At 61.1% G+C, this 13182-nt stretch carries 11 protein-coding genes; all 11 read right to left on the reverse strand.

The window, feature by feature from the left end; translation table 11 throughout:
- The 11 genes from accD to leuC all read right to left on the reverse strand — a co-directional run bounded on the left by accD (position 1) and on the right by leuC (position 13135).
- Positions 1 to 897: an acetyl-CoA carboxylase, carboxyltransferase subunit beta gene (gene accD / locus HV822_RS01735; RefSeq protein WP_238871946.1), complete on the reverse strand. Its 897-nt coding sequence runs from the start codon at positions 895 to 897 to the stop codon at positions 1 to 3.
- Between the two features lie 58 nt (positions 898 to 955).
- Positions 956 to 1759 carry a tryptophan synthase subunit alpha gene (gene trpA, locus HV822_RS01740; protein ID WP_238871947.1) on the reverse strand — a complete coding sequence of 268 codons (804 nt, stop codon included), beginning with the start codon at positions 1757 to 1759 and terminating at the stop codon, positions 956 to 958.
- Between the two features lie 14 nt (positions 1760 to 1773).
- Complete coding sequence (gene trpB / locus HV822_RS01745) at positions 1774 to 2991, reverse strand: tryptophan synthase subunit beta (RefSeq protein WP_238871948.1); 1218 nt, start codon at positions 2989 to 2991, stop codon at positions 1774 to 1776.
- Entirely contained in the window at positions 2984 to 3598 is a 615-nt protein-coding gene (locus tag HV822_RS01750) for a phosphoribosylanthranilate isomerase (RefSeq protein WP_238871949.1), read from the reverse strand. The genes trpB and HV822_RS01750 overlap by 8 nt, the downstream gene beginning before the upstream one ends.
- Positions 3599 to 3649: 51 nt before the next feature.
- Entirely contained in the window at positions 3650 to 4510 is an 861-nt protein-coding gene (gene truA / locus HV822_RS01755; RefSeq protein ID WP_238871950.1) for a tRNA pseudouridine(38-40) synthase TruA, read from the reverse strand.
- Entirely contained in the window at positions 4510 to 7437 is a 2928-nt protein-coding gene (locus HV822_RS01760; protein ID WP_238871951.1) for a FimV/HubP family polar landmark protein, read from the reverse strand. Before HV822_RS01760 ends, truA begins: the two co-directional genes overlap by 1 nt.
- Before the next feature lie 174 nt (positions 7438 to 7611).
- Entirely contained in the window at positions 7612 to 8631 is a 1020-nt protein-coding gene (locus HV822_RS01765) for an aspartate-semialdehyde dehydrogenase (RefSeq protein WP_238871952.1), read from the reverse strand.
- A gap of 87 nt (positions 8632 to 8718) precedes the next feature.
- Complete coding sequence (asd, locus tag HV822_RS01770; protein WP_238871953.1) at positions 8719 to 9831, reverse strand: aspartate-semialdehyde dehydrogenase; 1113 nt, start codon at positions 9829 to 9831, stop codon at positions 8719 to 8721.
- Between the two features lie 80 nt (positions 9832 to 9911).
- Positions 9912 to 10994, reverse strand: coding sequence for a 3-isopropylmalate dehydrogenase (gene leuB, locus HV822_RS01775; RefSeq protein WP_238871954.1), 1083 nt, complete (start codon positions 10992 to 10994; stop codon positions 9912 to 9914).
- A 57-nt stretch (positions 10995 to 11051) separates the two neighbouring features.
- The gene (gene leuD / locus HV822_RS01780) at positions 11052 to 11696 is read right to left on the reverse strand and encodes a 3-isopropylmalate dehydratase small subunit (RefSeq protein ID WP_238871955.1); all 645 of its coding nucleotides are present in this window, start codon (positions 11694 to 11696) and stop codon (positions 11052 to 11054) included.
- Positions 11697 to 11707: 11 nt separating this feature from the next.
- Positions 11708 to 13135: a 3-isopropylmalate dehydratase large subunit gene (leuC, locus tag HV822_RS01785; RefSeq protein ID WP_238871956.1), complete on the reverse strand. Its 1428-nt coding sequence runs from the start codon at positions 13133 to 13135 to the stop codon at positions 11708 to 11710.
- Between the last annotated feature and the right edge of the window lie 47 nt (positions 13136 to 13182).

The following is a 13182-nucleotide window of genomic DNA, read 5'->3' on the forward strand; positions in this document are numbered from 1 at the left end:
TCAGGCCTCGTCAGCCTCCGCACTGTCTTCCTTGGCCGGTGCCGGGGCGCCGGTCAACATGGCCAGAATGCCAGCCAGACGATCTCGCATCTCGCTGCGCGATACAATCATATCGAGCGCGCCGTGCTCCAGCAGGAACTCACTGCGCTGGAACCCGGGCGGCAGTTTCTCACGTACCGTCTGTTCGATCACGCGCGGGCCGGCAAAACCGATCAGCGCATTGGGTTCAGCGACATTCAGGTCACCCAACATCGCCAGACTGGCAGAAACGCCGCCATAGACCGGGTCGGTCATAACGGAGATAAAGGGAATACCCTCTTCACGCAGGCGGGCCAGTGCGGCGCTGGTCTTGGCCATCTGCATCAACGAGAACAGCGCTTCCTGCATGCGCGCGCCGCCGGAGGCAGAAAAGCAGACATAAGGGATGCGCTCTTTCAAGGCAATCTCGGCGCCACGCACAAAACGTGCACCGACGACACTGCCCATCGAGCCGCCCATGAAGCTGAACTCAAACGCACTGGCTACGATCGGCGATCCTTTGAGTGCACCCTGCATCACGACCAAGGCGTCTTTCTCACCGGTTTCCTTCTGCGCAGCGGTCAGACGGTCCTTGTATTTCTTGCTGTCGCGGAACTTCAGACGGTCAACCGGCTCTAGTTCGGCGCCGATTTCCTGGCGACCCTCGGCGTCGAGGAAGATATCCAGGCGGCGACGCGCACCAATACGCAGGTGATGGCTGCACTTGGGGCAGACATCCAGATTTTTCTCCAGCTCCGGCCGATACAGCACCGCATCACAGGACGGGCACTTGCGCCAGAGCCCTTCGGGTACGCTGCTTTTCTGTGCTTCGGAGCGCACAATGGAGGGAATCAGTTTGTCCACCAACCAGTTGCTCATCGCCTTTCCTTCTTTGTTGTCAGCTCAGTCAACGCTGCCTGCGGGCAGCGGACGTTGTTCAGCGGTCCATAGCGCCGCGCATATCGGCGATGATCGCCGAAATCGCCTTGCGCGCTGCGTCTGGATTGTCGGCATTGGCCGCAATCTGATTGACCAGCACAGACCCGACCACCACGCCATCGGCCACCTCGGCAACCGCTGCGGCTGAAGCGCCATCGCGGATGCCGAAACCAACGCCAATCGGCAAGTCGGTTACCGTACGCAGCATGTCCAATTTGTTTGCTACATCGGTGACGTCCAAAGCACTGGATCCGGTCACACCTTTCAGAGAAACATAATAGACATAGCCGCTGGCCTGCTGACAAATCGAGCGCGCGCGCTCGGCCGTGGTCGTTGGCGCCAACAGGAAAATCGTATCCAGCCCTCGTGCCTTGAACAGCGGCACTACCTCAGCCGCCTCCTCCGGCGGCAGGTCGACGGTCAGCACACCGTCAACACCCGCCTCGGCCGCCTCACGGGCAAATTCATCATAGCCCATGCGCTCGACCGGGTTGAGATAGCCCATGAGTACAACCGGCGTTTCGTTATCACGCTGGCGAAACTCGGCAACCATCTCCAACACCTGCCGCAGGCTGACCTCATGGGCCAGGGCGCGCTCCATCGCCAACTGGATGACCGGACCATCTGCCATCGGATCGGAGAACGGGATGCCCAGCTCAATAACGTCGGCGCCGGCGGCGACCAGGTCATGCATCAGTGGCAGGGTAACCGCCGGGGCAGGATCACCGGCAGTAATGTAAGGGATCAGCGCCTTGCGGCCAGCGGCCTGCAGGGCGGAAAAACGGGCTTGAATTCGGCTCATGGATAACAACTCGACTAGATGCTGATGCCGTCGATGCCGGCGACGGTGTGAATGTCCTTGTCGCCGCGACCGGACAGGTTGATCACGACAATCTGCTCAGGGCTCATGCTGGCAGCCAGCTTCATGCCATAAGCAATTGCGTGACTGGACTCCAGCGCCGGCATGATGCCTTCGACGCGGGTCAGCTCGCGGAACGCGTGCAATGCCTCATCGTCTGTGGCATCCACGTATTCAACCCGACCGATATCCTTGAGCCAGCTGTGCTCAGGGCCCACGCCCGGGTAATCAAGCCCGGCCGATACCGAGTGGGTTTCGATGATCTGACCGGCTTCATCGGACATCAGATAGGTGCGGTTGCCGTGCAGCACACCCGGCTGCCCAGCGCTCAACGGCGCCGCATGCTCGCCAGTAGCGATGCCGTGGCCACCCGCCTCAACCCCGTACATGCGTACGCCTGCATCATTCAGGAATGGGTGGAACAGACCGATGGCGTTGGAACCACCACCGACGCAGGCGACCAGCGCATCAGGCAAGCGGCCGGCCTGGGCCAGACACTGCTCGCGCGCTTCGCGGCCGATGACGCACTGAAAGTCACGTACCAGCTCAGGGTAAGGATGCGGGCCTGCGACGGTGCCGATGATGTAGAAGGTATCGTCGATGTTGGTGACCCAGTCGCGCATGGCCTCATTCATCGCATCTTTGAGCGTACGCGAGCCAGAGGTGACCGGAATGACTTCGGCACCCAGCAGCTTCATGCGGTACACGTTCAGCGCCTGACGGCGAACATCCTCGGCGCCCATGTAAACCTGGCACTTCAGGCCCAGACGCGCAGCGACCGTCGCCGTTGCCACGCCGTGCTGTCCGGCACCGGTCTCGGCGATCACGCGCGGCTTGCCCATATGCTTGGCCAAGAGCGCCTGACCAATGGTGTTGTTCACCTTGTGCGCGCCGGTGTGGTTGAGATCTTCGCGCTTCAGGTAGATCTGCGCGCCACCCACTTTTTGCGTCAGCCGCTCGGCCAGATACAGCGGCGATGGACGGCCAACGTAGAAAGCCAGATCCCGGTCAAACTCAGCCTGAAAAGCCGGGTCATCAGAGAGCTTGCGGTACAGACGCTCCAGCTCATCCAGCGCGTCCATCAGCGTCTCGGACACAAAGCGACCGCCGTAGGGGCCAAAATGCCCGCGCGCATCAGGCACTGCGGAAAAATCGATGGGGTTGGACTCAGACACGCTTCACCTCTTGAACAAACGCGTTAATTTTTTCCAGATCCTTGATGCCCTTGGCCGCCTCAACGCCACCGCTGACGTCTACCGCCCAGGGCTGCATTTCATCAATCGCCTGACGCACGTTGGCAGCCGTCAGGCCGCCGGCCAGTACCAGATTCCAGTCGCGCTCGCGCGGCACCAGGCGCCAGTCAAATACTTCACCAGTGCCACCCGGCACGCCCGGCTTGTAGCTGTCGAGCAAAATACCACTGGCACCAGGCCACTGGGCAGCCACATCCTGCAGTTGGTCAGCGCTGCGTACCCGCACCGCCTTCAGATAAGGACGGCCGAACTGACGACAGTAGTCGTCACTCTCCTCGCCGTGAAACTGCAACACATCTAGCGGCACCTCAGCCAGCACCGCACGCACCGCGTCGGGCTCAGCGTCAACAAACAGGCCAACGGTGGTCACAAATGGCGGCAGGGCAGCGACTATGCGGGCAGCCTGGCGGGCGTCGACGGCGCGGGGGCTCGGCGCGTAAAACACCAAACCAATGGCATCGGCACCCGCAGCCGCTGCAGCGAGCGCATCCTGCTCACGAGTGATGCCGCATATCTTGATTCGAGTCATTGCCTGCGCCGTTTCAAAGGGAGTCGATGTTAGCAGATAGGGCCACAGGCGTCAGTCCAGCACATCCGGCAACGCGGACAGAAAGTGCGGCCCCAGATAGCGCTGCGGCAGCTCAAAATGCGCCGGGTAGGTCACATCGACCAGGTACAGGCCGTAGGCCGGCGCGGTCAGACCGCCCTGGGCTCGGTCACGGGCAGCCAGCACCTGAGCCGCCCAATCTACCGGCTGCTCACCACAGCCAATCTGCATCAGCACACCCGCGATATTGCGCACCATGTGGTGCAAAAAGGCGTTGGCGCGGATATCCAGCACGATAAAACGGCCAAACTCGATCAGCTCAAGGTGATGAATGGTCTTGATCGGTGATTTGGCCTGACAGCCGACCGCCCGGTAGGAGGTGAAATCATGCGTGCCCACCAGCACCTTGGCCGCCGCGCGCATGCGCTCGAGATCAAGCGGGCGATAGTTCCAGGTCACCTCGTGAGCGAGGTGGGCCGGCCGTATCGGGTCGTTGTAGATCACATAGCGATAGCGCCGCGCCTCGGCAGAAAAGCGTGCGTGAAAGTCCTGACCGATAGGCATTACCCAACTGAGCGAAATGTCCGGCGGCAGATTGGCGTTGGCACCGTGGATCCAGTTACGCGGCGAGCGCACCGCATCACTGTCGAAATGGATCACCTGGCAGGACGCGTGCACACCGGCATCCGTGCGACCGGCACAGAATATCTGTACTGGGTGGTTGGCAACCCGGCTGAGGGCTTTTTCAACCGCCTCTTGCACACTGGGCACCCCTTTCTGCTGGCGCTGCCAGCCGCGATAGGCGCTGCCGCGGTATTCCACGCAAGCGGCGACCCTTGAAACAACAGCGGCCGCCCCGGGGGCGGCCGCTTGGCTTACTGCGTTGTCTACCATCAGTCAGTCAGGCGCTCCATCATGCTGCGCGCTTCCTGCTGCTGCTGCTCAGTGCCTTCCTCAACAACCTCGTTGAGAATGTCACGAGCACCTTCCTGGTCACCCATATCGATATAGGCACGGGCCAAGTCGAGTTTGGTGGCACATTCGTCGGTGCCCGACAGGAAATCAAACTCATCGTCTTCATCCAGAGAATCGCCCACTGCTTCCTCCGTAGCACTGTCAATCGGGGTGAGATCAGCGTCGCTGAGCTCGGGCAGCTCGAACGCATCCAACTCCTCGCTCGACTCATCAGCCGCAGGAAACTCCAGATCATCCAGGGCGTCAGTGGGCGACAGTTCAGCGTCCAACGAAGCCAGCTCGGTGTCTGACAGCGCCAGCGACTGCTCAGCCGCCGGCTCGCTGTCGACCTTGGCAGGCTCGTCCATCGCCTCAAACTCGGCAATCAGGTTATCGGCCTCAAGCTCTTCGGTCATCGACAGATCAAAATCGCTATCCAGCGCCGCGCCTTGCGGTGCTTCCGGCGACTCCGGCAAGTCAAGGCTGTCGGTGTCCAGCTCAAAGTCCGACAGATCAAACTCGTCGGCACTCCCAGAGGTCAGCGGCTCGGGTTCTACCGGCTCAGTCACGGTGGTTTCCGCGGCCGGCTCGTCCAGATCAAAGTCCAGATCAAAGCCGTCGTCGCTGCTTGTGCTTTCTTCTGCCGGCTGTTCTACCGGCGCCTCAGCCAAGACATCTTCCAGGGGGACCGCCGCCTCGGACCCGCTGGCGTCATCACCCAGATCAAACTCGCTGAAGTCAAAATCCATGTCTTCTTCGACAGGTGCCGGCTCAGCCGACGGCTCAGGCGACAGCAGCAGCTCGTCGTCATCCTCCAACACGACAGCCGCGACGCCCGCCGCGGCCGCAGCCATCAGCGGGAAGCGCGCGTCCAGCTCGGCAATGCGATCAGCCTGGTTACCCTGGGCCTCCAGCACTGCACGCTGCTCACGGTAGCTCTCAGCGTTTTCCAGCAGGCCTTCGACTTCCATCAGTTTCAGGCGCAGGTCGCTACGCTCGGAGTCGGCCGCAATGGCGTCCACCAGTACGTCGCGGGCTTCCTGTGGCTTGCCATAGGCCAGCAGTGCGTCCGCTTCAACCAAGGGATCAGCAGCCAAGCTCAGGTCATCCTGGTCACCATCTTCAATACCAGCCAGCGCTACGTTGAAGTCATCCGCCTCCTGCGCATCCAGATCCGACTTGTCGTCGGCGGCGTTAGCAATGAAGTTATCGGCCATTTCAGCTTCACGTCGTGCGTTGCGACGCGACAGCGACATCAACACCAGCAGCAGTAGCAAAATCGCGACGACACCGCCGCCGATCAACACCATCTGGTTCTGCATCAAACCTTGCAGCACGGAGGCAGGATCCTTGGGAGCTGCGACGGGTTCTGCCGGCGTGGCGGGCTGCTGCGGCTCAGCCTGCTCTGGCTCAGCGGGCGCTTCGGTGACAGGCGCTACCACGGGCGTCTCGCTGATGTCAGCCTCGGCCTCTGTAGCCACCTGCTCTTCGCCCAGCGCATCGCCCTGTTCAAGCTCGGCAGCAGTTTCAGCCGCGTCGGCTTCAGCAAGGTCTTGCGCGGCATCTGCGGCGGCATCGCTATCAAGCTCGGCAGCAATCGCGTCGAGCGCTGCCGCTTGCTCCTCGCTGTCAACGATGTCTTGCAGATCAGCCTGCGGCTCGGGCGTCAGCTCGGTGTTGTCACCACCGTCAGCGACCTGCTCCTGCAGGGCTGCCAGTTGGGCGTCCTTCAACTCCAGCAGGCGCTGCAGGGTTTCAACCTGGCCCTGCACGTCGCCAAGACGATCATTCAACTCGGCCTTTTCACGCTCGGCTGAATCCAGTTGCTCCTTGGCGCGATCAAGCGCGTCACGCAGCTGGGCGTCTTCGGCAGCATTACCAGCGGCAGCATCACCGCCGCCATCGGCCGCATTGTCATCAGCACCTGACACCAGGCGCAGGGAGTCTTCTGTATTGACCGCCTCGGGCGCAGCGCCTGCGCTCTCACGCGGACGAGCGTCCAGCTGGGGTGCGCTGGCCTCAGCCGCGGCCGGAGCACGCCCCTCACGCCAGGCGCGGTTTTGCGCGGCAACCTCGGCCACCGCTTCGCTGTTGCTGCGACGGCTGGCCTGCTCGGCTGACGGCATGGTCAGGGTCTGCCCAGCCTTGAGCTGGTTAATGTTGCCGTTGCTGAAAGCCCCGGGGTTGAGATCCTGAATGGCCAGCATGGTCTGATGGACACTGGCGCCCTGAGGGCGATTGCGCAGCGCCAGATCCCACAACGTGTCAGAACGGCCTGTGCGCACCTGACCGTCACTGGCTGGGGCCGGTGTGCGGCTGGCAGTACTTTGCGTAGCCGGTGCTGACACCGCAGCGGCAGACGCCAAGCCCGCCGCACTGGGCCGCGCAGGAGCTACTCGCGGCGCAGGCATTGCACCGCTGCTGGACGGCGCACGCACCGAACTGCTGCTTATAACGGGGGTAGGCTGGTACAACGGCGGATCAAGCAGGACGGTAAACTCACGCAGCACCTTGCCAGAGGGCCAGCGCACTTCCATCAGGAAATTGAGGAAAGGTTCGCTGACCGGACGATTGGAGGTCACGCGGATGACCGAACGGCCATTGGGTTTGACGATGGGCTGAAACTTGAGGTCAGTCAGAAAAAAGGGGCGCTCAATGCCGGCCCGCCCGAACTCATCGGGCGAAGCCAGAACAGTGCGAATTTCGTCGCTGGAGAGGTCGCGGACTTGAACCAGATCGATTTCCGCTTGCAGCGGCTGGTTCAGTGACGATTGCAGATGGATATCGCCTACCCCCAACGCGTGAACCATTCCGGACGACATCACGGCACTTGCTGCGGCGACAGCGATAACCAATTTGCGAACCATAGCGAAAATCCTTTGCTTTTATCGTTTTTTCACGCTTCGACGTACCTGTTGCGACAAACCGGCCACTTGTTCTATTTCCCCACCCGGTCTGTGCTTGGTGCAGTCACGACGGCCAAACGGTTTCAGTTCCTGCAAACCTAACCTGCTTGATACAAAAACACTAGCAAGTATCGATTACAAATAGCCTTTTATCAACAAGTCGGCAACCATCAGACTGTTAAGTGCGACACCTTTACGCAAATTATCAGACACAATCCACAAATGCGTAGTGTTCGCCTGGTTGGCGTCCTGGCGCACACGCCCCACCCACACCTGATCGGACCCTGTGGCGTCGGTCACCGGCGTCGGATAGCCACCCGCCTCAGCCTTGTCCAACACCTTGATGCCCTTGGCTCGGCGCAGCACGTTAATGACCCGCTGGCTGTCCAGCGGCTCGGCGGTAGTCACCTGCATCATCTGCGCAGTGCCGTAAAACAGCGGCACCATGACACAGTTGGCCAGCACCGGCAGCGACGGCAGGCCCAGCACCTCGGTAATACCCGCCACCAGATCGCGCTCTTCGCGACTGGCGCCCGTCTCGTCCAGGTCACTGACGCAGGGCTGCAGGTTGAATGCAGACTGCTTGGCCAGCGCACCACCCTTTTCGATCGGCTGACCATTGAGCAAACGGCCTGTTTCCATTGCCAGCCCCTCAACCGCAGGCTTGCTGTGGGTCGACATGGATTGATAGGTCGCCACGCTGACGCGCTGCACCGGCGACATGCCATCCAGCGCCTTGAGCACCAGCGCGCTCTGCAGCACCTGGCTGTCCGGACAGGCAACGACCCGTCGCTGCACCGCATCAGCCAACACCTGCGAATTGACCTCGGCAACAACCGTGGCGCCCTGGCCAGTCAACAGCCCGGTGGTATCGACCACCAGTGCGCCAGCCTCACGAATAGCGCCGATACACTGCAGACCAAAATCACGATCGCCGGCCACAATGGCCAGCTTGACGCTGGCAAAGTCGAAGCTGCTCAGCGCCTCTACCCGCACACTCTGGCCATTGATCATGCGGCGCTCGCCGGCCTCGTCATCCACGTCCACCAGACGCACCTGACCAAAGGGGTAGCTGTGCTCTTCCAGCACGTTGACCAGCATGTCACCGACCAGGCTGCTTACCCCTACAATTGCTATATCCGCTACGTTGCTCATTGCCCTGCCCTGCATATTCATGTTGCGCAAATACAAAGGGCACCCCGCCACCGGCGGGATGCCCTGTTTAACATCAGCCCAGAGGCCTCAGCCTTCCTGCAGAATCCTCAGCATCCGGCGCAGCGGCTCGGCCGCGCCCCACAGCAACTGGTCACCCACGGTGAAGGCGGACAGATACTGCGAGCCCATGTTGAGCTTGCGCAGGCGGCCAACCGGCACGCTCAGCGTGCCAGTCACGGCAGTCGGCGTCAGGCCGGCCAGGGTGTCTTCCTTGGTGTTGGGGATCACCTTGGACCACGGGTTGTGCTCGGCCAGCAGCGATTCGATATCCGCCAGCGGCACATCCTTGTTCAGCTTGATGGTCAGTGCCTGGCTGTGGCAACGCATGGCGCCAATGCGCACACAGATGCCATCTACCGGGATCGGCCGGCCGCTACGACCAATGATCTTGTTGGTCTCGGCCTGTGCCTTCCACTCTTCACGGCTCTGGCCGCTGGGCAGCTGCTTGTCGATCCAGGGGATCAGGCTGCCGGCCAGCGGCACACCGAAGTGCTCCGCCGGAAAGCTGTCGTCACGCAAGGTGGCGGCCACGGTACGGTCGATGTCCAGAATTGCGCTGGCCGGGTCGGCCAGTTGATCAGCAACCGAGGCGTTGATGGCGCCCATCTGGCCAATCAGCTCGCGCATGTTCTGGGCACCGGCACCGCTGGCTGCCTGGTAGGTCATGGCGCTCATCCACTCGACCAGCCCCTGCTCGAACAGGCCACCCAGGCCCATCAGCATCAGGCTGACAGTGCAGTTGCCGCCAACGAAGGTTTTCACGCCATCACGCAGCGCCTGATCGATATTGCGACGGTTGACCGGGTCCAGGACGATGACGGCTTCATCTTCCATGCGCAACGCCGACGCGGCATCGATCCAGTAGCCCTTCCAGCCCTCGGCACGCAGCTTGGGATACACCTCTTTGGTGTAATCGCCACCCTGGCAGGTAATGATGACGTCCATCGGCTTGAGAGCTTCAAGGTCAAAAGCGTCCTTGAGCGCAGGAATATCCTTACCAATATCCGGACCCTTGCCACCTACGTTAGAGGTGGTGAAAAACACCGGATCGATATCGGCAAAGTCATTCTCATCGCGCATGCGTTGCATCAGCACAGAGCCGACCATGCCACGCCAACCAACCAAACCAACTTGCTTCATAACAACACCCCCCGTGGGGTAACAGATTCAAAGACACATACGCCCGGCCGAAGCCGGGCGCAAATGGATAATCAGACAGATTACAGGTTTTTCAGAGCCGCGACCACGGCGTCACCCATTTCCGCAGTGCCAACCTGACGGCAACCTTCGGACTGGATATCACCGGTACGCAGGCCCTGATCAAGCACCTGGCTGACCGCCTGCTCAATCGCATCGGCAGCCGCCACCTGAGCAAAGCTGTAGCGCAGCATCATGGAGACCGACAGGATAGTCGCCAGCGGGTTGGCGATGCCCTTGCCCGCAATGTCCGGCGCGCTGCCGTGACAGGGCTCGTACATGCCCTTGTTGTTCACATCCAGCGAGGCAGACGGCAGCATGCCGATCGAACCGGTCAGCATGGAGGCCTGATCGGACAGGATGTCGCCAAACATGTTGTCGGTGACAATCACGTCAAACTGCTTGGGCGCACGCACCAGCTGCATCGCCGCGTTGTCGACATACATGTGCGACAGCTCGACTTCCGGGTAGTCCTTGGCCACCTCTTCGACCACTTCACGCCACAGCTGGCTGGAGGCCAGCACGTTGGCCTTGTCGACCGAACAGAGCTTTTTGTTACGCACCATCGCCATGTCGAAACCGACCTTGGCAATGCGGCGCACTTCGCTCTCGCTGTAGGGCAGCGTGTCGTACGCCATGCGCTCGCCGTTTTCCAGCGTAGTGCGCTCGCGCGGCTTGCCGAAGTAGATACCGCCAGTCAGCTCACGCACGATCAGGATATCCAGGCCAGAAACCACTTCCGGCTTGAGCGTGGAGGCTTCAGCCAGTTGCGGGTACAAGATCGCCGGGCGCAGGTTGCCGAACAGGCCCAGCTCAGAGCGAATTTTCAGCAGGCCGCGCTCAGGGCGCAGGGCCGGATCGATAGTGTCCCACTTGGGGCCACCAACGGCGCCCAGCAGCACCGCATCGGCTGCGCGAGCACGCTCCAGGGTTTCGTCTGCCAGCGGCGAGCCGTAACGGTCGTAGGCGGCGCCACCCAAATCATCGAAGCTCAACTCATAGCCCAGACCAAACTTGTCATTGGCCAGATTCAGCACCTTGACGGCCTCGGCCATGATCTCAGGACCAATGCCGTCACCCGGCAGAATCAGAATCTGTTTGCTCATTACATTCCTCGTGATGTGCATGCGCAGGACATTGCCCTGCGCCGAATAAAAAACGCCTCAGGCCTCGCGGAACAGCCAGGGCTGCCGCTGGCGATGACCGTCTTCGAAGGCGCTGATGGCATCGCTGTCCTGCAGCGTCAGACCAATATCGTCCAGGCCATTGAGCAGACAATGCTTACGGAAGGCATCCACCTCAAACGCGTATTGTTTGCCGTCCGGGCGCGTTACCGTTTGCGCAGCCAGATCGACCGTCAACTGATAGCCCTCGGTCGCCTCGCACTGGGCAAACAACTCGTCCAGCACCTCATCCGGCAGGATGATCGGCAGCAAGCCGTTCTTGAAGCTGTTGTTGAAGAAGATGTCGGCAAAGCTCGGGGCAATCACCGCGCGGAAACCGTATTCGTCCAGCGCCCAGGGGGCGTGTTCACGGGACGAGCCGCAGCCGAAGTTTTCCCGCGCCAGCAGCACGCTCGCACCCTTGTAGCGCGGAAAGTTCAGTACAAAGTCTTCGTTGATCGGGCGCGTCGAACAATCCTGATTCGGCTGACCGACATCCAGATAACGCCACTCATCAAACAGGTTCGGACCAAAGCCGGTGCGCTTGATCGACTTGAGAAACTGCTTGGGGATGATCTGGTCAGTGTCGACGTTGGCACGATCAAGCGGGCAAACCAGGCCAGTGTGTTGGGTAAAGGCTTTCATCGGGATGCTCCTCAGGCCTGCATCAATTCACGGACATCAACAAAGTGGCCGGCGACCGCAGCAGCGGCGGCCATGGCCGGGCTGACCAGATGGGTACGACCACCATTGCCCTGACGCCCTTCGAAGTTGCGGTTGGAGGTAGAGGCGCAATGCTCGCCACTTTCCAGGCGGTCCGGATTCATCGCCAGACACATGGAACAGCCCGGCTCGCGCCATTCAAAACCAGCGTCGATAAAGATCTGATCCAGGCCTTCCTGCTCGGCCTGCGCCTTGACCAAACCGGAACCCGGCACCACCAGCGCCTGTTTCACGGTCGCAGCCACCTTGCGGCCCTTGGCAACGGCAGCCGCTGCGCGCAGGTCTTCAATACGCGAGTTGGTGCAGGAGCCGATAAACACGCGGTCCAGTTTGATATCGGTGATCGGCTGATTGGCCGTCAACCCCATATATTTCAGGGCGCGCACGATGGAGCCGCGCTTGACGGCATCAGCTTCAACCTCTGGGTCCGGTACGTTCTGATCGACAGCCAGCACCATCTCCGGAGACGTGCCCCAGCTAACCTGCGGCTTGATGTCTTCAGCGCGCAACTCGATCACGGTGTCGAAGTGCGCATCGGCGTCAGACACCAGATCCTTCCAGGCTTCAACAGCGCGATCCCAGTCCGCACCCTGCGGTGCAAACGGGCGACCTTTGACGTAATCGATGGTCTTCTCGTCAACCGCGACCATGCCGACCCGCGCACCCGCCTCAATGGCCATGTTGCACAGGGTCATGCGGCCCTCGACCGACAGCTCACGAATCGCGCTGCCAGCAAACTCCATGGCGTGACCGTTACCACCAGCGGTGCCAATCTTGCCGATCACAGCCAGCACGATGTCCTTGGCTGTTACGCCGAACGGCAGTTGCCCCTCAACGCGCACCTGCATGTTTTTCATCTTCTTGGCGACCAGGCACTGGGTCGCCAGCACATGTTCAACCTCGGAGGTACCGATGCCGTGGGCCAGCGCACCAAAGGCGCCGTGGGTGGAGGTGTGTGAATCACCGCAAACCACCGTCATGCCCGGCAGGGTTGCGCCCTGCTCCGGGCCGACCACGTGCACGATGCCCTGGCGCACATCGTTCATCTTGAATTCGAGGATGCCAAAGGCGTCGCAGTTCTCGTCCAGGGTTTTAACCTGAATCCGCGACACCTCATCGGCAATCGCCTCCAACCCGCCCTGACGCTCGGCTTTGGTGGTCGGTACGTTGTGGTCCGGTGTGGCGATATTGGCATCGATACGCCACGGCTTGCGGCCAGCCAGACGCAGCCCTTCAAATGCCTGCGGCGAGGTCACTTCATGGAGGATGTGACGATCGATATAGATCAACGCAGAACCGTCATCCCGCTCTTTTACGAGATGGTTGTCCCACAATTTGTCGTACAGCGTTTTTGCAGACATGGGTAACTCCTGGCATCAGACTCTGGCCACCGTCCCCTGCGAATACA

It is taken from the genome of Halopseudomonas maritima, from assembly GCF_021545785.1.
GTDB classification, from domain to species: domain Bacteria; phylum Pseudomonadota; class Gammaproteobacteria; order Pseudomonadales; family Pseudomonadaceae; genus Halopseudomonas; species Halopseudomonas maritima.